Source organism: Nocardia arthritidis NBRC 100137, from assembly GCF_001612765.1.
Classification (GTDB): Bacteria; Actinomycetota; Actinomycetes; order Mycobacteriales; family Mycobacteriaceae; genus Nocardia; species Nocardia arthritidis.
On sequence record NZ_BDBB01000002.1, the window covers coordinates 203,214 to 220,781 of the forward strand.

Genomic DNA, 17,568 nt, shown 5'->3' on the forward strand with positions numbered 1-17,568 from the left:
CAATCGACTGCCGGGTACAAGGTGTACCACTTGATCGGCCGACGGATACGCTGAGCCGCGTGGCACGACAACCCTGGGTGGACACCGCCGACGCGCGACGGTCCACCAGCAGCCGGCCCGGCCGGGACGAGCGTCGCCGCGCCATTGTGCAAGCAGCGATCGCGGCGATCGAGGAGGACGGCCCGCACGCGCTCACCGGCCGGATCGCCGATCGGGCCGGATTGGCCCGCACGCACGTCTACCGGCACTTCGCCAGCAAAGAGGAACTCGACCTAGCGGTCGCCCGGCACGCGCACCGGGACCTCACCGAACGGATTCGCGCGCAACTGGCCGTGGACGGTACACCGCTGGACATCATCCGCGCGCCTTTGGCCCAGCACGTGCGGTGGGCAGCCGAACATCCCAATCTCTATCGCTTCCTGGTCGGACGCGATTACCGGCGCGGCCGCAACGAGCCGCGCGTCGGTGGAAGCGCTTTCGCCGCCGAGATATCCGCGGCGGCGGCGCGCTACCTGCCGGATTTCGGGGCCGACCCACTGGCCGCGGACCGGGTGGTGGTCGCACTGCTCGGCTTGGTCGACGCCTCGGTGCGCTGGTGGCTGGAGCACCACGACACCACCGAGACCGCCCTCGTCGACCGCCTGACCACCGAGTGCTGGCTGCTCATCGACAACCGCCTGCGCGATCTCGGCATCGTGATAGACCCGCGAAAACAACTGCCGGGCAACGGAACCGGCGAGATCGCCGGGTCACCGTGAGGCAGGAACCACTTCGCGCGTGATGGCGTGCACGAAATCGGGGAGATCCCCGGGGTTGCGCGAGGTGAGCAGCGTCCACCCGTCCTCGGTAGAGCGCACCGCCGCTTCGTCGACCCAATCGCCGCCCGCGTTGACGATGTCGGCGCGAAGCGAGAAGTACGAGGTCAGCGTCTTACCCGGCACCAGCTCGGCGTTCACCAGCAGCCAGGGGCCGTGACAGATCGCGGCGATCGGCTTGCCCGCGCCCGCGAACTCCTTGGCCAATTCGATCGCCCGGTCGGTAACCCGCAACTTGTCCGCGTTCACCGTGCCGCCGGGCACGACGAGCACGTCGAAATCGTCCACCGAGACCTCGTGCAGCGACGCATCCGGTTGCACGACGGCATCTTTCTGCGTGTCGTGCCGATACGTCTGCACCTCTTCCCGCTTCGGCGCCGCATGGGTGACCCGCGCGCCGCGCTTGCGCAGTTCGTCGCGCGGCACCAACAGCTCGTCCCGCTCCACCCCAGTGTTGGACGTGATGATCAGCACGCGCGTTCCATCCAACTGATCGGTCATGAGCGACTCTCCTTTCGCCTCGGGTTGCTCCTCTTTCCGGCATGCCGCGCGAAGGCCGGGCTAAACCTCGCCGGAGGCGCGGTCCGCCTAGCCTTCCGGCGGCAACAGCGTGCTGGAGAGATGCTCCTGCGCCAGCCTGCGCAGCGCGGCGAGCAGAGTGTCGCCCAGAATCGTTCCGACGATAGCGGTTTCGGTCATCTGTTCCAGGCCGGGTTGGTTGCGGACCAGGGCGATGTCGGTGGCGGCGATGGCTTCGCCGGCGCCCGCGTAGTCGTCCATCGCGGCGACCACGTCGTCGTGGCCGAGCAGACGCAGGGCGGCGCAGACGTCCACGAGGGTGCTGCGCGCCGGGCTGTCGTCGTGGATCCGCCAGCCGCGCCGATCCAGCAGTGCCGCGACGTCCTGCGCGGCGGCCTCCCGCTGCTCGTCACCCACCTGCGACCTCCGCCCGCCCAGCGCATATTGCACATGGCCGAGCGACTCCCGCGCCGACAGGCTGCCGCTGTCGAGCGCCGCGAGAAGTTCCTTCGCCGCTTCGATGGACACACCGCCGATGTCGACCAGCGCCCGGATCAGTCGCAGCCTGCTGACGTGGGCATCGCTGTATTCGGCCTGATTGCGATGGGTTCGCACACCGGAGGGCAACAGCCCCTCGCGCACGTAGTACTTGATCGTCGCGGAGGGGACGCCGCTGACGCGGCTGAGTTCGGCGATCCGCATCGGACTCCTCGGACTGGTTCGGCTGCTTGACAGTAGATAGTACAGCTATCCATAATCATTACTGATAGTGCAACTATCGATAGTCTGAGTTCCGGAAAGGCCGACCTGTCGTGACCGCCCCCTTCCCGCGTTTCCCCGCACTCTCCTGGCATCGGCCGCTGATGCTGCTCGCCGTGGCGATGGCGCTGCTGGTCGCCTGGTCGATCGGGGGGATGATCGTCGACGACCGCACCCTGACCGGGCTGCCGATCTGGGCCAAGTCCGCCAAGTTCGCCCTTTCGGTGCTGATCTACGCCGTGACCTGGGCGTGGTTGCTCGCCCAGCTCACTCGATGGCGGCGCATCGCCTGGTGGGCGGGGACGGTGGCGGCGCTCGGCCTGGCGGTGGAACTGATCGTCATCACCACCCAGATCGTGCGGGGGACGACCAGCCACTTCAATTTCACGACGCCGTTGAACGCGGCGCTGTGGGAGGTCATGGGGTCGTCCATCGTGGCGGTCTGGTTCGCCACCCTCATCGCGTCGGCAGCGTTGTTCACCGACCCGGCGACCGACCCGGCCCGCAACGCGGCGATCCGGTACGGTGCCGCGCTCTCGCTCGCGGGCGCCGCACTGGGGATGCTGATGGTGAGGGCAACGCCCGAGCAGCGGGCGGCGGGCGGTTCGATCAGCGGCGCCCATACCGTGGGGCTTGCCGACGGCGGCCCCGGACTGCCCCTGCTCGGCTGGAGCACGGTGGGCGGCGATCTGCGTGTCCCGCATTTTCTCGGAATGCACGCCTTGCAGGTGATTCCGCTGGTGCTGCTCGCCCTCGAATACGGATCGCGGCGGATCCCGGCCTTGCGCTCCGCGCAGACCAGGCGAACGCTCGTCGTGACCGCCGCGGCGACCTACGCGGCGCTGCTCACGGTGCTGACCTGGCAGGCGCTGCGCGGGCAGTCGGTGGTCCACCCCGACGCGGCCACCCTGGCGGCTTTCGCTGCGACCACTCTCGGCGCGATGGCGTTCACGGCCACCGCGCTGCGACCGAAACACCTTGCGGCGCAGCAATTCCCGGCAGGTGCGAACCGATGACGGAACTGCTCTTCGACCTCACCTTCTGGTTCGCGGCGCCGTTCTGGGCACTGATGATCCTCGCGCCGACATGGCGCAGGACCGCCGCGCTCGTCGCCTCGCCGCTCATCTGCCTCCCGTCCCTGATCGTCTACGCGACACTGGTCGTGCCCGAGTTCGGCGCGTTCGCCGCGGCGCTCATCCGCCCGGAACTGGCCGGGCTGCGGGCGGTACTCGGGGCAAGTTCCGGGGCCGCGGCGGCTTGGGCGCACTTCGTGGCCTTCGACCTATTCCTCGGGCGCTGGATCTTCTCCGACAGCCGCACCCGCGGCCTGCCATCGCTGCTGATCAGCCCGCTGCTCGTGCTCACCATCCTCTTCGCGCCGCTCGGCGTCCTGCTCTACCTGCTCTACCTGCTCATCCGATCCACCACGACCCCGGCGCCCGGCCGGACCGTCCCCATGGAGGCATGATGGAAACCCTCATCGTTCTGCTGACCACCCTGCTCGCGCTGCGCACGGCGGGCGCCCTCGGCGCGCGCGCGTTCGCCGCCTGGCCCACCTGCGCCGCCTACGCCCTCGGCGTGATGCTGATCATGACCGGCACAACGCATTTCCTGCCGGAGGCGTTCGCGAACTCCCCCGTTCCCACCCACGCCGATCTGCTCGCGATGGTGCCGCCGGTCGTCCCGCTCCCCGGCGCGATGGTCTATCTGACCGGCGTCCTGGAACTACTCGGCGCGGCGGGACTGTTCCGCACACGCACCCGCCGGGCCGCGGGGCTCGGGCTCACCGCCCTGTTCGTCGTGATGCTGCCCGCCAACATCTACGCAGCCGTCTCCGATATCCCGTTCAACGGCGCACCCGCGACACCGCTGTGGGCACGCATCCCGGAGCAGGCGCTGTACATCGGCGTGGCGCTGTGGGCAGCCGGTGTCCTGCGATTCACCCGACGAGGTGGTCGTGACCAGAGCCTTTCAGCAGGGAGCGTCTCGGAGCGCACGGTGGCCTGACGGATCGGAGCCATGCCCGCGCGGGACGCGAAATCGATTGACGCGTCATCGAAAAGAGTTGACCTCACGATACTTTGACGGTCAGCTCGCCGAGATGCGTTACGGCGCAATGAGTGCCGCGGCCGCAGATGGGTACAACGGAATAGTGAGTGCTTCGAAGTATTTGGGCGTGCTCGTCAGCGCGCTGGCGACCGCTGTCGCAGTGTCCGTCTTCGCCGTACCACCCGCCGCAGCCGAGGTGGCGCGCGCGCACGTGGTGGGGCAGATTCCGCTCGGCGGCTCGGTCTCGCAGATCGATGTCTACTCGCCCTCCATGGATCGGGTGGTCACCAATCGGGTGATTCGCGCGGCGGGGGGCGGTCCCGCGCCCACGCTGTATCTGCTCACCGGTATCGGCGGTGGGGTCGACGGGATCTCGTGGTGGGACGACACGGATGTGCGAGAGTTCTTCGCCGACAAGCGAGTCAATGTGGTGATGCCGGTCGGGGGCGCCTTCAGCATGTACACCGACTGGCGCTCCGACGATCCGGCGGTCGGACGAAATCGGTGGCAGACCTATCTCACCCGGGAACTTCCGCCGACGCTCGACGCCGAACTCGGGACGACCGGACGCAATGCGATCGCCGGGGTATCGATGAGCGCCGGCTCCGCGATCGACCTCGCGATCCAGGCGCCCGAGGTGTACGACGCCGTGGCGGCCTACAGCGGGTGCCCGTGGGCCGCGGACGCCGCGGGCGCGGCGATGGTCAGCGCACAGGTCATCCGTGGCGGGGGCAACCCGGGCAACATGTGGGGATCGCCGGGCGACGCGCTCTGGCGGGCACACGACGCTTTCGCCAATGCGACCGCGCTGGCCGGGAAAACCATCTACTTGTCCGCCGCTTCGGGCACTCCGGGCGCGATAGATCGCGGTCTGCCCTTCCCGCCGATCGAGGCGATCGCGAGTTCCTGCACGGCGGCCTTCGCCGATCGTCTCGAGGAGCTCGGGCTACCGGCGATTCACGTCAACCGCTCGGAGGGCTCGCACACTTGGGGCCAGTTCGAGACCGACCTACACGACTCCTGGCCGCACCTGGCCCCCACACTGGGCGCATAAGGGTTCTTTCAAGCCGTCGAGCGCTCCCCCTGCTACCCGCAGGGCGGAGCCCCGACGACCCCGTCTTGCCGGACAGCACGCGAGGCCGAACCCCGTCAGGCCCCAGATCCGAGGGCGGGCACCGTTGTTCGACAGCGTTATTCGCGGCGGTCTCGATGCCCGCCATCGAGCTTTCCGGCGTCCGATGGCCGACGCGGACGAGAGCTGCGCACTCGTACCGCCAGAACCATCACCAGACCGCAGGTGACGAGAAGCGCTGCGACGGCGAAGGTCCACTGCGCACCACGTGCCACCTGCTCCGGTGCGGCGACGGTGACATCGCTCGCGCCGACCGCGAAGGTGAAGACCGCTCCCATGACCGAGGCTCCGGTGATGAGGCCCAGGTTGCGGGAAAGGTTCAGCATGCCCGACACCAGCCCGCGCTGGTGCGGTGCGACGTCGTTCATGACCATCGTGTTGTTGGCCGCCTGGAACAGTGCGTAGCCGCAGGTCGTGATCATCAGCGGCAGCACGTATCCGATGACACCGGCGGTGGTGGGCAGCATCGCGAGCGAGGTCGTGCCGCCGATCACGGCGCCGAGCCCGACCACCACCATCGGCCCGGCGCCGAAGCGATCGGTGGCGCGCCCCGCGGGCACACCAGTTAGGGCGGACACCGCCGGACCCGCCGACATCACCAACCCGACAACGGCGGGCGCGAGATGCAGGGCACGGGCGAGATGGAAGGGGCCCACGACAAGGGTGGTCATGACGACTGTCGAGACCAAGGCGCTCGTCGCCAGACCGGCGGCGAGGACAGGGTCGCGGAACATGCCGAAGGTGAGCAGCGGGGCCTCCACCCGGCGCTCGGCCACGACGAACAGACCGAGACACACCGCGCACGCGCCGAGCAACCCGATACCGAGCGGGCCGAACCTCCCCTCGATCGTCATGGCCGCGGCGTAAGCGCCCAAAGTGAGAGCCAGCAACAACGTGCCCAGGACGTCGAAACGCGACCGCCCGGGTTTCTTCTCCGGCGCGGACGCGGGCAGCGCGCGCATCGACAGGACGATCGTGAGCAGCCCGAGCGGCACGATGACCAGGAAGATGGCGCGCCAGCCGAACGCGGCGACGAGGACTCCGCCGAGCGAGGGACCCAGCGCGGTGCCCACCGCCGACATCGTCCCGAGCAGACCCATGGCGCTGCCGGTGCGGTCCTTCGGGACGGTTTCGCCGACGAGGGCCATCGTCAGCGCCATCATGGACGCGGCGCCGGCTCCTTGCAGCGCCCGAGCGGCGACCAGGACGGCCGGATTCGGGGCGAGACCGCACAGCAGCGTCGCGCCGGTGAAGACGCCGATGCCGACGAGCAGCAGCCGTCGTCTACCTGTGATGTCACCGAGCCTGCCCGCGCCGACGATCAGCGACGTGGTGGCCAGCAGATAGGCGATCACCACCCACTGCACCTGGTGGAAGGAAGCGCCGAACGCCACCGCCATGGTGGGCAGCGCGACATTGGCGATGCTGATACTCAGCGACGGCAGCAGCATCGACAGCGAAAGCGCGAGCAGCGGCCGGGCCGAGGGTGCAGGGTGAACGGGCGATGTCCGCACGAGTGGTTGAGCTGGTTTCACGACGCTGACCTCTTCGATCGGGGGTGTCTCCCTGGACGCTAGGTCCCGCCCCCACCTGGCGGAAGGCGCACAAATGGAAAGCCGATTGTGCACCGAACGCCATGTCACGAACGAGCTTGTGCGATCGTGTGCGCATGGCTCGGCCCGATCTGAACTTGCTGATCACTCTGGATGTCCTGCTCGAGGAGGGCAGCGTCACCCGGGCGGGCGAACGGCTCGCGCTCAGCCCGTCGGCGATGAGCCGCCAGCTCGCGCGGTTGCGCCGGGCCACCGGTGACCCGCTGCTCGTGCGGGCGGGCCGCGGGCTGACGCCCACACCGCGCGCGGTGGAACTGCGCGACCGCGTACGCGACCTGGTCCGGGAGGCCGAAGCGGTGTTGCGGCCGGCCGGCACGCTGGACCTGGCCGGGCTGGCCAGGACCTTCACGGTGCGCAGCAGCGACGGTTTCGTGGAGCGGTTCGGCCCCGAATTGGTCGCCGAGGTCGGCCGCGCCGCGCCGGGCGTGCGGCTGCGCTTCGTGCAGAAGACGAAGAAGGACACCGGTCCCTTGCGCGATGGCGGCGTCGACTTGGAGGTCGGCGTGATCGAGCGCGCGCTGCCTCCGGACATCGCGAGCACGTTCCTGTTCGCCGACCGGTTCATCGGGGTGGTGCGCAGCGAGCATCCGCTGCGGGCCGGGATGATCACGACGGCCCGCTATGCCTCCGCGCGGCACGTGCACGTCTCACGGCGCGGACTGGACGAGGGATTGGTCGACGAGGCTTTGCACCCCACCGGACACCGGCGGGAGGTCGTGACGGTCGTGGACGGCTTCGGCGCCGCCTTGGCGCTGGCGAGATCCTCGGATCTGGTCGCGACGGTTCCGGAGCGCCACACCACGGTCCTGCGGCGTGGGATGCGCTCTTTCACCCTGCCCTTCCGCGCTCCCGAGGTGACGGTGTCGTTGCTATGGCACGTCCGGTTCGAGGCGGACGCGGCGCACCGATGGCTGCGCGACCGTGTGCTCGAGGTGTGCCGACGACCGGACGGCACGGGAGCGGAGAACGCAGTGCGCGAGGAATCCTCGTCCTGATCGTCGTCACAGACCTTCGTCGCGGGGGTATCGCGGGGCGAGCGCGGCCCGGTCGCCGAGACCGAAGTTCATGACGAGATCGTCGGCGACCCGGACCAGTACATCGCGCCCCTCGACCGCGGCCGCCCACTCCATCGGCAGTCCCGAGACGCCGTGCACGGCGCCGATCAGATTGCCCGCCACAGCACCGGTGGAATCGGAATCGCCGGAGTGGTTCACCGACAGCAGCAGCGCCGCGCGCACATCGCCGGTCCTGGCCGCGTGCAGAGCGCAATAGACCGCGATGGCCAGGCACTCCTCCGCGACCCACCCCTCACCGACCTGCTCCACCTGTTCGGCGGAGACCGCCCCCTCGGACAACTCGACCGCCCGGGACAGTGCTTCCACGGTTTCCGCGCTCGCGGGATGGGCCCGAAGCTGATCGACCGTCTCGCGCACCGCGATCGGCAACTCGATACCGGTCACCACGCGATCGATCAGTCCAGCGAACGCGCCCGCGGCCAGATATCCGGTGGGATGTCCGTGGGTCAGCTGCGCGGCCCGTGCCGCTGTGGTGAACGCCTGGTCCGGCCCCACACCGGCCAGCCCGAACGGCGCGGACCGCATCACCGTGCCACAGCCTTTCGAATGCGCGTTCACCGGACCGGGTTCGCCCAGCGGCGCTGGCGCGAGGTATCCCCGCGCTTGCTGGTTCAGACCGGACATACACGCGTTCCCCGGGGCGCGCGTCGCGTACAGGAAGGGCAGACTCGCCAGCCACCCGTCGACGTGCGGCGCGGGCTCCTCTTGACGCTGGGTCTGCAACCAGCGCAGATACGCTCGGCGCAGCGCGGGCACCGGATCGGCGCCCGGCTGCGACCGCAGCAATCCCTCCGCGGTGAACAGCGTCATCTGGGTGTCGTCGGTGATCTGCTGCGGTGCGTCCACGGCGTGCTGCGGCAGGAAGCCCGTCACCCCGTCGTCGCCGTAGCGCTGCCGAATCTGCTCCAGCCGCAGGAATTCGATGGGCCACCCCAGCGCGTCCCCCACCGCTCCGCCCAGCAGAGAACCGCGGACCCGATCGAAGATCATCGGCGCCCGGAAGGCGCGGACGGCAGGGACGCGCTGGTTGAAGAGCGGCATCCGCGACCGGCGTCCGCGAAGCTCGCGCGCTTCCCCGAGAATCGCTCGGCCGCAACGACATCCAGTCCTGACGGCACGGAACTCGGCCTTTCGGTCGGCGTGTTGTCGCCGATCAAGCGCTCACCGAATCCGCGCGACGTGCCGCGAAGATCCGCCGACCGAGCACGCCTTGACGGGGCGCGAACAGGTACACGGCCGTGAAGGACAGTCCTTGGACCACCACGACCATCCCGCCGGGAGCCGTGTCCAGGTGGTAGCTCAGGTACAGACCCGCCACCGCGCAGGTCACCGAGACGGTGGGGGCGATGATCAGCATCCGGCCGAAGCGGTCGGTGAGCAGGTACGCCGTCGCGCCCGGGATGATGAGCATGGCGACCACGAGGACCACGCCGACCGCTTGCAGGGCGACCACGGCGGTGAGGGCCAGCAGGCCGAGCAGTGCCGTGCCGAGCAGCCGGGGATTGAGGCCGATGGCGTGCGCGTGCGTGGGGTCGAAGGCGTACAGGGTGAAGTCACGACGTTTCAGGACGAGCGCGGCGAGGGTGATCGCGGCCAGGATCACCACCTGGATCAGCTCGGCGCGGCTCACACCCAGCAGGTTGCCGAACACGATGTGGTTCAGGTCGGTCTGGCTCGGCGTCACCGAGACGAGCACCAAACCGAACGCGAACAGCGTCGTGAAGACGATGCCGATGGCGGCGTCCTCCTTGATCCGGCTGGTGTCGCGCACCACGCCGATCAACGCCACCGCCAGGAACCCGAACACGATCGCGCCCACCGCGAACGGCAGCCCGAGGATGTAGGCCAGCACCACGCCGGGCAGCACGGCGTGCGAGACGGCGTCCCCCATCAGCGACCACCCGATCAGCACCAGCCAGCAGGACAGCACCGCGCACACCAGCGCCGCGGTCACGGTGGTGGCAAGCGCGCGCACCATGAACTCGTAACGCAAGGGGTCGATGAAGATTTCGGTGAAGCTCATGCGTCCGTCCCACACTCGGCCGGGCTCACACCCGGTTCATCACATCCAGGCCGAACGCCCTGGCCAGGTTCTCCGGGCGCAGCACCACATCGGGGCTGCCCTGGGCGAGCACCGTCCGCATCAGCAGCACCGCCTCGTCGGCGAGGCCGGGCAGGGCGTGCAGATCGTGCGTCGACACCAGGATGGTGGCGCCGTCGGCGGCGAGCTCGCGCAGCAGCGCGGTGATCGTGGCCTCCGAACGCTTGTCGACGCCCGCGAACGGCTCGTCGAGCAGCAGGACGGTCGCGCCCTGCGCCAGTCCGCGCGCCACGAAGGCGCGCTTGCGCTGCCCGCCGGACAACCGGCCGATCTGCCGGTCGGCGAGATCGGTCAGTTCCACCCGCTCCAGCGCCTGCGCGACGGCTTCCCGATCGGCCCTGCGCGCCCGACGGGTGATACCGAGCCGCCCGTATCGCCCGGTCATCACCACATCCCGCACCGAAAGCGGGAAAGTCCAATCGACGTCCTCGCTCTGCGGGACGTAACCGAGGATTCCCGCCCGCCGCGCCGTCACGGGGGCGCCACCGTCGATCCGCACCGTCCCCCGGTCGGGCCGGGCGAGACCCATGATCGTCTTGAACAAGGTGGATTTGCCGGAACCGTTCATCCCGATGAGACCGCACACCCGCCCCGCGTCCACGGTCAGATCCACATTCTCGAGCGCGGGGACCTCGCCGTAGCGGACGGTGACGCCGCGCACCTCGATCGCGGGCGTGCTCATGGACGGCGACCCGTCAGCGCGGAACCGATCGTCTGCGCGTCGTGCCTGATCAGCGCCAGGTAGGTCGGCACGGGTCCGTTTGCCTCCGACAGCGAATCGACGTACAGCACGCCACCGAACGCCGCGCCGGTGGCTTCGACCACCCGGCGCATCGGCGCGTCCGACACCGTGGACTCACAGAACACCGCAGGCACCCGCTGACCTCGGACGAAGTCGATGGCCGACGCGATCTGCTGGGGCGTGGCCTGCTGCTCGGCATTGACCGCCCAGATGTACTTCTCGGTGAGTCCGGCGTCGCGGGCCAGGTAGGAGAAAGCGCCCTCGCAGGTGACCAGAGCGCGCTCGTTCGGCGGTAAGGCGTTCAAGGTGCCGGTCAATTCGTCGTGCACCTTGCGCAGCTCGGACTTGTAGCGCTCCGCGTTGGCGCGGAAATCGGCCGCGTGGGCAGGGTCGAGTTCGCCGAACGCGCGCACCATGTTGTCGACGTAGATCTGAGCGTTGTGCGGCGACATCCACGCGTGCGGGTTCGGCTTGCCCTGGTAGGCGTCCTCGCGGATCGGCAGCGCGGCGACGCCCTCGCTCACCACGACGTGTTTCACCCGCAGGTCGGACACGAACTGGGCGAACCACGCCTCCAGATTCAGCCCGTTGTCCAGGACGAGATCCGCTTTGGACGCCTTCTTGATGTCGCCCGGTGTCGGCTCGTAGCCGTGGATCTCCGCACCCGCTTTGGTGATCGACTCCACGGTCAGGTGCTCGCCCGCCACGTTCCGGGCGATATCCGCCAGCACCGTGAACGTGGTGAGCACCACCGGCCGGTCGTCAGCGCCTGCCTCCGTCGCGGCGCAGGCGGTGAGTGCGCATGCCATGGCGCCCACCGCCATTGCCGCCACCCATCGACGCGGAGACCGAGCGAGCGCGCGCTGGAGCCGAACCTTCATGCACAGAGGATAAGTTCGGCGAGCCTAACTTACAAGTTCGAGCGAATGAAACACTCGCGCCGATCGCGTCCGGTTGTTTCCCGTCGCTCACAGCAGCGGCAGCGGCGAAGACTCCGGGAAGACGATCGGCAGAGCGGTCAGCGCTCGGTGGAACGGGCCCGGCCGCCAGGTCAGTTCCCCGGGCGGTACCGCGAGGCGGATCTCCGGCAGGGCGTCGAGCAGTTGATCGATCGCGTCCTGGGCGATCAGGTAGGCCAGCGAATTCGCCGGACACGCGTGCGGACCCCCGCCGAACGCGAGATGGGCACGGTTGCCCGCGAATCGTCCGGCGCGGATCGCGGGATCGGTATTGCAGGCGGCGATGCTGATCACGACCGGTTGATGGGCGGGCAACCAGACCTCGTCGATGAGGATCGGCTGCTTCGGGAAGCTGAAACAGAAGTTCGCCATCGGCGGATCGTTGAACAGCACCTCGTCCAGAGCGTCCCGGGTCGACAGGCTGCCGCCGAGCACACTGCCGCCGAACCGCTCGTCGGTGAGGATCAGCAGCAGCGTGTTGACGATCAGATTCTGCTGGGGCTCGATGCCCGCGCCGTACAGCGTGCCCAGCTGGTGCACCATTTCGGTGTCGCTCAGCCCGGCCGGGTGCCGGAGCATGCGCGTGGTGATGTCGTCCCCGGGTTCGGCGCGTTTCAGCAGGGTCAGCTCCCCCAGCGAGTCGATGAGCATCTTGTTCCCGCGCTCGGCCTCGACACCCTCGAAGATCGCGGCCATGCCGGTGGCGGCACGCTGGGCGATCTCGGCTGGGCAACCCAGCATGGCGTTCAGCACCGCGAAGGAGAGCGGAAACGCGTACTGGCGCACCACATCCGCGGACCCGTCCGCGCAGAACGAGTTGATCAGCGGCGTCGCCAGTTGCGCGACCGTGTCGCGCAAGCCGTACAGGTCGATCTTCTCCAGGCCCGCGAGGTTGGCCTGCCGGTAGCGGGCATGCTCGGCCCCGGCATTCCGCAACGCGTTCGGCCGCCACTGCATCATCGGCAGCACCGGGCAGTCGGCGGCGATGTCCTGCTGCCATGTGCGGGGGTCGGCCGGAAAGTGCTCCGGGTCGTTCACGATCCGCACGGCGGCGTGATAGCCGATCACCAAGGTCGCCGGAACATCCGGCGCCAGTTCCACGGGCGCCAGCGAGCCGTACCGCGCCCGCATCTCGCGATAAGCGGCGTGCGGGTCCGCGGCGAATTCAGCGGAGTACAAAGGGATCCGCGGGCCGTCGGTATCGATCGGCGAACCATGCGGCGCGTGGCTGTGCGCGGAGGACGGGGACATCGTCATCGAAAGGGCTCCAGGCGGTCGGACAACAAGATCCGAAGCGTAGGCAGCTTGCCGAGCGTCCGTACGGCAAATGGCGAGAGATGACCGGCCAGTGCAATTTGCTATAGAATTGCCTGAGATTCGACGCGTAGACCTGATCGAAGACGAATGCACCCGCTGTGCTGAGAGCTCCGGTCGAGCGCAGGTGACACGGCGGCCGTGCGCGCTACTGCGACACGAGGACGGCACGCCATGACAGACGTCGACTTTTGTGTAATCGGCGGAGGATTCGCGGGACTGACGGCCGCGCTGCGGCTGAAACAAACGGGCCGATCGGTGGCGCTGTTGGAAGCGCGCGACCGACTCGGGGGGCGCACGTTCACCCGAGTGCGTGACGATGGGTCGTGGATCGATCTCGGCGGCGCCTGGATCGGGCCGGGCCAAGACCGCGTCCGGGCACTGATGACCGAGTACGGGGTACCGAGCTACAAGCAGTACACCGACGGCGAGGCGATGATGGTCGTCGACGGCAAGCAGCACCGCTACACCGGCACGATCCCGTGGACCATGAGCCCGTGGGCGGCGATGAACCTCGGCGCGGTGTTCCTCGAACTGGGGCATATGTGCAAGTCGGTTCCCCTGGAAGCGCCGTGGTCGGCGAAGAAGGCCGACAAGTGGGATCAGGTCAGCTTGGCGCACTGGCTGGAAGGCAATGTGCTGTCCAAGCCCGCGCACGATCTGCTCGAGACGGCCATAGCCGGCTGCTACACGTCGGCGGCGTCGGAGGTGTCGCTGCTTTTCGTGCTGTACCAGATGGCATCCGGCGGCGGGCCGAGCTTCGTCCTCGGCGTCAAAGACGCGGCGCAGGATGCGCGGCCGGTCGGTGGCATGGGCGCGATCTACCGGCCGATGGCGGCCGAACTCGGCGATTCGATTCACCTGTCACAGCCGGTGCGCTGCATCCATCAGGACGACGAGGGAGTCACGGTCCGCGCGACCGATCTGACCGTGCGCGCGCGCCGGGCGATCGTGGCCGTCCCCCTCGCGATCGCAGGCCAGATCTCCTACCGGCCGATGTTGCCGGTAGACCGATCGTTCCTGCATCAGCGCATGCCGAGCGGCTCGATCATCAAGGTCTCCGCCGTGTACGACGAACCGTTCTGGCGCGACGACGGCCTGTCGGGACAGTCGGTCGCCCCGGGCTCGCCTGCCACGGTCACCATCGACGCGTGCACGGACACCGGACGTCCCGGGGTGCTGTGCGTGATCATCGAGGGGCCCATCGCACGACAGGTGGGCCGACTCGACGAAACCGAACGCAGAAGCGCCGTACTCGGCGCACTCGCCGAGCGGTTCGGCCGCAAGGCGGGCTCACCCGTCGACTACGTCGAACAGAACTGGAGCGCCGAGCGGTACTCCGGCGGCGGGATGCTCAGCCACGCGCCGACCGGCGTGCTCACGCAATTCGGCCATGCGCTGCGCGAGCCGTGCGGGCGCATCCACTGGGCGGGCACGGAGAGTTCCGCGGTGATGTGCGGCTGGATCGACGGGGCCATCCGCTCCGGCGAACGAGCGGCCAGCGAAGTCATGGAACACGAGACCGCCGCGGTGGGCTGACGGGAAGCGGGTGCGGCTATGCGAACCGATGGAGACGTCTGGGACATCGTCAGTAGCGTCGGGCTCACCGCGTTGGGTGTGGCGACGTTCCGCGCGCTGGAGGCGGCCTCTCCCGATCCTTTGATCCAGGACGAATTCGCGCCGCTGTTCGTGGCGGCGGCAGGTCATCCGCATTTCACCGGGCTGCTGGCCGACCCTTCCCGGCTCGCGGACACACCGCTGGTGCCCGGGTTCATGGGCGTGCGCACCAAGTTCTTCGACGAGTTCTTCCTGTCGGCCGTCGCGGACGGCGTTCGGCAAGCCGTGATCGTCGCGGCGGGATTGGACGCGCGAGCGCATCGCCTCGACTGGCCCCCAGCGACCACGGTGTTCGAGATCGATCAACCCAAGGTCCTGGAATTCAAGGAGAAGGTTCTCAGCGAGAACGGCGCACGACCGAAGGCCCAGCGGCGCACGGTATCGGTGGATCTGCGCGAGGACTGGCCTGCCGCCCTGCGCGGCGCGGGCTTCCACCCGGTTGAGCCCACCGCATGGTCGGCCGAGGGGCTGCTGCCCTATCTGCCCGGCGCGGCACAGGACAGGTTGTTCGAGCACATCGACGAGCTGTCCGCACCCGGCAGCCACCTCGCCGTGGAGAGCTTCGTGACGGGCGTCGACGTCAAACGCTTCGCGAGCGTCGAGACGAAGTATTTCGACCGCTGCAACCCGTTCGGGGACATCGACCCGGCCGAACTGTTCTACGACGACGAGCGGGCCGACCCCGCGCAGTGGCTGTCCGGCCACGGCTGGTCGGTGCGCTGCTTCAGTCCGAGTGAACTGGCCGCGTCCTACGGGCGGTCGGTCCCGGACCTCCCCGAGGAACTCGACAACCTGTGGCGGCAACCCCGACTGCTGACCGCGGTGCGTTGACCGGCCCTACATCTTGGCGCTGCGGGCCATGACGAAGCTGTAGAGCCCGTAGGTGATGATGCCCACCCCGGCGATGAGGAGCAGGGCCACGCCGAAGGGTTGTGCGCCGAGCGTCTTCAAGGCTCCGTCCAGCCCGGCGGACTTGTTCGGATCGTCTTTCGTCGCGGCGAGGATGACCAGCAACCCGACCGCGGCGACGGCGAGTCCCTTCGCGATGTATCCCACGGTGCCGAGCCGCCGCACGAAGGCGCCCTGGGTCCCTCGGAGGTCGTCGAGGAAGTTCCGGCTCGCTCCCTTGTACACGTGGTAGCCGCCCACCCCGATGATGATCAGCCCGCCCACGACCAGTGCGACCGTTCCCGCCGTGTGTTGCATCAGACGCGCGGTGAGCCCGACGCTCTGACTGCTGCTCGACTGTCCGCTCCCCCGCGCGAAACGGAAAGCGGTGATCGCGAACGCGAGGTAGACAACCGACAGCGAGAGCGCCTTGACCCGGTCGAACGCCTCGGACTTCAAGCTGCCGGAGCCCGGCTCGGACGCCTTGCCGAAGACCGCCTCCGCCAGCCGCCACAGCGCCATCAGCACAAACGCGACCACGCCGATCCAAAGGGTGACCACCCCACCCGGTTTGGCGGCCAGCTCGGCCATCGCCCCCGACTGATCAGCACTGCCCCCGCCACCGAGCGCGAGCCGGATGGCGATGTAGCCGATCAGCAGATGAACCAGGCCGGACATGACGTAGCCCGCGCGGGCGAACCGCGCGAACATGTCGTTCTGGGCGATCCGACCCGCGGTGGACGAGGCGTGCGAGAGATTCGTGTCAGTCATGATGCTTCTCCAACGGGTGCAGCGGCACGGGGGCCGGTCACAGAACATCGACCGGTTACCCAGATCCGCCGAGAAAGCACACGGCCACCGCTGCGACTCGACCAGCCTGGTTGCCTTGAACCTTGTATTCGGCCACTGCCTGCAAGTACTCGTTTCATACTCGCCGACCGGCCGAATCGACATCCGGCCGAACCTCGACGTAGAAGACCTCTTGCCACCCAACCTGGCCTTGCCACCCAACCTGGCCCTGAAGGTAATGAACATCGAGCACCGCAGCCTGCTCCGGGCCAGCGGCGGAAAGTTGGGCAACTCCTTCAGTGGCATACGCAGCGGTCGACATCGTCGACCCGCAAGACCTCGATTCCGCCGAACTCGTCGTACCTGACTGCCTTTGCCATGGTCTTGCTTCTCCTCCGATGCACGACGCCCGGCTGACCTCGCGGACGGGAATGGTGGGCGCCGGGGTGCCCGTCACCAGGGCACCGTTCCGGCGTCGTCGAAGAATCCGCCGGTCGGTCCGTCGTCGGGCAGGGTCGCGAGGCGAATCGCGATGGCCGCACCCTGTTGCGGTGTACGGACGCCGCGAAAGCCGTTGAGGTCGGTGGCGGTGAAACCGGGGCAGCCGGAGTTGATCAGGATGTTGGTGTCACCCAGTTCCTTGACGTATTGGATGGTGAGGGCGTTGAGGAAGGTCTTCGAGGCCAAGTAGGCGGCGGGAACCTGGCCCATGTCGATGCCGGGTGTGGTTTGCAGGGCGAGCGAGCCGACGCTGCTGGACATGTTGACGATCCGCGGTGAGGCCGAGGCGCGCAGCATCGGGAGCATCGCGTTGGTGACCCGGATGACCCCGATCACGTTGGTTTCCACGACAGCTCGCACGGTCGCGGGATCGACCGTGGTCGGTGTCTGCGGCATACCGCCGGTGATCGCGGCGTTGTTGACCAGAACATCGAGCCCTCCGGCATGGTCGGCGATCAATTCGGCCGCCGCGGCCACACTTGCGTCGTCGGTCACGTCGAGCGGCACACCGAACGCATCGGTCCCGGCCGCGAGCAGCTTCTCCACCGCGGTGTCGCGGCGTTGTCGATCGCGCGCGCCCACACCGATTCGCCAGCCGAGCGCGCCCAGGCCAGCGGCGATCTCGTATCCGATTCCCTTGTTCGCGCCGGTCACCAGCGCAATCGCCTGTTCACTCATACCGCCGATCCTGCTG

General features: G+C 68.5%; 18 protein-coding genes. 8 read left to right on the forward strand and 10 right to left on the reverse strand.

The genetic code is table 11. The features are described 5' to 3' along the window. Positions 1-59: 59 nt before the first annotated feature. Positions 60-758 (forward strand): TetR/AcrR family transcriptional regulator, encoded by a 699-nt coding sequence (locus NA8_RS02225; RefSeq protein ID WP_063048654.1) that lies wholly within the window; start codon positions 60-62, stop codon positions 756-758. Here the strand turns inward: NA8_RS02225 and NA8_RS02230 are convergent. Further along, positions 750-1,316, reverse strand: a complete 567-nt coding sequence (locus tag NA8_RS02230) for a type 1 glutamine amidotransferase domain-containing protein (protein ID WP_063048655.1) — start codon at positions 1,314-1,316, stop codon at positions 750-752. The two genes, NA8_RS02225 and NA8_RS02230, sit on opposite strands and share 9 nt — an antisense overlap. Before the next feature lie 87 nt (positions 1,317-1,403). After that, positions 1,404-2,036, reverse strand: coding sequence for a MerR family transcriptional regulator (locus NA8_RS02235; protein ID WP_063048656.1), 633 nt, complete (start codon positions 2,034-2,036; stop codon positions 1,404-1,406). A gap of 110 nt (positions 2,037-2,146) precedes the next feature. On the opposite strand from NA8_RS02235, the gene NA8_RS02240 reads away from it, so the two are divergent. The 4 genes from NA8_RS02240 to NA8_RS02255 all read left to right on the forward strand — a co-directional run bounded on the left by NA8_RS02240 (position 2,147) and on the right by NA8_RS02255 (position 5,196). After that, on the forward strand, positions 2,147-3,109 hold the full coding sequence (locus NA8_RS02240; protein WP_218019382.1) for a hypothetical protein: 963 nt from the start codon (positions 2,147-2,149) through the stop codon (positions 3,107-3,109). Continuing rightward, positions 3,106-3,561 (forward strand): ABA4-like family protein, encoded by a 456-nt coding sequence (locus NA8_RS02245; protein WP_063048657.1) that lies wholly within the window; start codon positions 3,106-3,108, stop codon positions 3,559-3,561. Before NA8_RS02240 ends, NA8_RS02245 begins: the two co-directional genes overlap by 4 nt. Beyond that, the gene (locus NA8_RS02250; RefSeq protein WP_174550023.1) at positions 3,558-4,100 is read left to right on the forward strand and encodes a DoxX family protein; all 543 of its coding nucleotides are present in this window, start codon (positions 3,558-3,560) and stop codon (positions 4,098-4,100) included. Before NA8_RS02245 ends, NA8_RS02250 begins: the two co-directional genes overlap by 4 nt. Before the next feature lie 145 nt (positions 4,101-4,245). Then, entirely contained in the window at positions 4,246-5,196 is a 951-nt protein-coding gene (locus NA8_RS02255; protein WP_245663638.1) for an alpha/beta hydrolase, read from the forward strand. A gap of 137 nt (positions 5,197-5,333) precedes the next feature. On the opposite strand, the gene NA8_RS02260 is transcribed toward NA8_RS02255, so the two are convergent. Then, positions 5,334-6,725 (reverse strand): MFS transporter, encoded by a 1,392-nt coding sequence (locus tag NA8_RS02260; RefSeq protein ID WP_084466450.1) that lies wholly within the window; start codon positions 6,723-6,725, stop codon positions 5,334-5,336. A gap of 218 nt (positions 6,726-6,943) precedes the next feature. On the opposite strand from NA8_RS02260, the gene NA8_RS02265 reads away from it, so the two are divergent. Then, positions 6,944-7,882 carry a LysR family transcriptional regulator gene (locus NA8_RS02265; protein ID WP_063048756.1) on the forward strand — a complete coding sequence of 313 codons (939 nt, stop codon included), beginning with the start codon at positions 6,944-6,946 and terminating at the stop codon, positions 7,880-7,882. 6 nt (positions 7,883-7,888) lie between these two features. On the opposite strand, the gene NA8_RS02270 is transcribed toward NA8_RS02265, so the two are convergent. The 5 genes from NA8_RS02270 to NA8_RS02290 form a co-directional block, all read right to left on the reverse strand. Next, complete coding sequence (locus tag NA8_RS02270; RefSeq protein ID WP_245663639.1) at positions 7,889-9,004, reverse strand: ADP-ribosylglycohydrolase family protein; 1,116 nt, start codon at positions 9,002-9,004, stop codon at positions 7,889-7,891. Between the two features lie 112 nt (positions 9,005-9,116). Next, complete coding sequence (locus tag NA8_RS02275) at positions 9,117-9,986, reverse strand: metal ABC transporter permease (RefSeq protein ID WP_063048660.1); 870 nt, start codon at positions 9,984-9,986, stop codon at positions 9,117-9,119. Positions 9,987-10,011: 25 nt separating this feature from the next. Then, a complete protein-coding gene (locus NA8_RS02280) occupies positions 10,012-10,746 on the reverse strand; it encodes a metal ABC transporter ATP-binding protein (protein ID WP_063048661.1) in 735 nt (244 codons plus the stop codon). Continuing rightward, positions 10,743-11,615: a metal ABC transporter substrate-binding protein gene (locus tag NA8_RS02285; RefSeq protein ID WP_281198943.1), complete on the reverse strand. Its 873-nt coding sequence runs from the start codon at positions 11,613-11,615 to the stop codon at positions 10,743-10,745. The genes NA8_RS02280 and NA8_RS02285 overlap by 4 nt, the downstream gene beginning before the upstream one ends. Before the next feature lie 159 nt (positions 11,616-11,774). Then, a complete protein-coding gene (locus tag NA8_RS02290; protein WP_063048663.1) occupies positions 11,775-13,022 on the reverse strand; it encodes a cytochrome P450 in 1,248 nt (415 codons plus the stop codon). Between the two features lie 231 nt (positions 13,023-13,253). On the opposite strand from NA8_RS02290, the gene NA8_RS02295 reads away from it, so the two are divergent. Together NA8_RS02295 and NA8_RS02300 are read left to right on the forward strand one after the other, a co-directional pair. Further along, positions 13,254-14,618 (forward strand): flavin monoamine oxidase family protein, encoded by a 1,365-nt coding sequence (locus NA8_RS02295; RefSeq protein ID WP_063048664.1) that lies wholly within the window; start codon positions 13,254-13,256, stop codon positions 14,616-14,618. 18 nt (positions 14,619-14,636) lie between these two features. Further along, positions 14,637-15,527 carry a class I SAM-dependent methyltransferase gene (locus NA8_RS02300; RefSeq protein WP_063048665.1) on the forward strand — a complete coding sequence of 297 codons (891 nt, stop codon included), beginning with the start codon at positions 14,637-14,639 and terminating at the stop codon, positions 15,525-15,527. A 6-nt stretch (positions 15,528-15,533) separates the two neighbouring features. On the opposite strand, the gene NA8_RS02305 is transcribed toward NA8_RS02300, so the two are convergent. Both NA8_RS02305 and NA8_RS02310 read right to left on the reverse strand, forming a co-directional pair. After that, a complete protein-coding gene (locus NA8_RS02305) occupies positions 15,534-16,355 on the reverse strand; it encodes a DUF1206 domain-containing protein (RefSeq protein WP_063048666.1) in 822 nt (273 codons plus the stop codon). Between the two features lie 471 nt (positions 16,356-16,826). Beyond that, on the reverse strand, positions 16,827-17,552 hold the full coding sequence (locus tag NA8_RS02310) for an SDR family NAD(P)-dependent oxidoreductase (RefSeq protein WP_063048667.1): 726 nt from the start codon (positions 17,550-17,552) through the stop codon (positions 16,827-16,829). Between the last annotated feature and the right edge of the window lie 16 nt (positions 17,553-17,568).

What these genes read in the sequence shown, in the direction of transcription:
- NA8_RS02230 (WP_063048655.1), bottom strand. Translation starts at nt 1,316, where the DNA reads ATGACCGATCAGTTGGATGGAACGCGCGTGCTGATCATCACGTCCAAC.
- NA8_RS02235 (WP_063048656.1), bottom strand. Translation starts at nt 2,036, where the DNA reads ATGCGGATCGCCGAACTCAGCCGCGTCAGCGGCGTCCCCTCCGCGACG.
- NA8_RS02245 (WP_063048657.1), top strand. Translation starts at nt 3,106, where the DNA reads ATGACGGAACTGCTCTTCGACCTCACCTTCTGGTTCGCGGCGCCGTTC.
- NA8_RS02250 (WP_174550023.1), top strand. Translation starts at nt 3,558, where the DNA reads ATGATGGAAACCCTCATCGTTCTGCTGACCACCCTGCTCGCGCTGCGC.
- NA8_RS02260 (WP_084466450.1), bottom strand. Translation starts at nt 6,725, where the DNA reads ATGCTGCTGCCGTCGCTGAGTATCAGCATCGCCAATGTCGCGCTGCCC.
- NA8_RS02265 (WP_063048756.1), top strand. Translation starts at nt 6,944, where the DNA reads ATGGCTCGGCCCGATCTGAACTTGCTGATCACTCTGGATGTCCTGCTC.
- NA8_RS02270 (WP_245663639.1), bottom strand. Translation starts at nt 9,004, where the DNA reads ATGCCGCTCTTCAACCAGCGCGTCCCTGCCGTCCGCGCCTTCCGGGCG.
- NA8_RS02275 (WP_063048660.1), bottom strand. Translation starts at nt 9,986, where the DNA reads ATGAGCTTCACCGAAATCTTCATCGACCCCTTGCGTTACGAGTTCATG.
- NA8_RS02280 (WP_063048661.1), bottom strand. Translation starts at nt 10,746, where the DNA reads ATGAGCACGCCCGCGATCGAGGTGCGCGGCGTCACCGTCCGCTACGGC.
- NA8_RS02285 (WP_281198943.1), bottom strand. Translation starts at nt 11,615, where the DNA reads ATGGCATGCGCACTCACCGCCTGCGCCGCGACGGAGGCAGGCGCTGAC.
- NA8_RS02290 (WP_063048663.1), bottom strand. Translation starts at nt 13,022, where the DNA reads ATGACGATGTCCCCGTCCTCCGCGCACAGCCACGCGCCGCATGGTTCG.
- NA8_RS02295 (WP_063048664.1), top strand. Translation starts at nt 13,254, where the DNA reads ATGACAGACGTCGACTTTTGTGTAATCGGCGGAGGATTCGCGGGACTG.
- NA8_RS02300 (WP_063048665.1), top strand. Translation starts at nt 14,637, where the DNA reads ATGCGAACCGATGGAGACGTCTGGGACATCGTCAGTAGCGTCGGGCTC.
- NA8_RS02305 (WP_063048666.1), bottom strand. Translation starts at nt 16,355, where the DNA reads ATGACTGACACGAATCTCTCGCACGCCTCGTCCACCGCGGGTCGGATC.
- NA8_RS02310 (WP_063048667.1), bottom strand. Translation starts at nt 17,552, where the DNA reads ATGAGTGAACAGGCGATTGCGCTGGTGACCGGCGCGAACAAGGGAATC.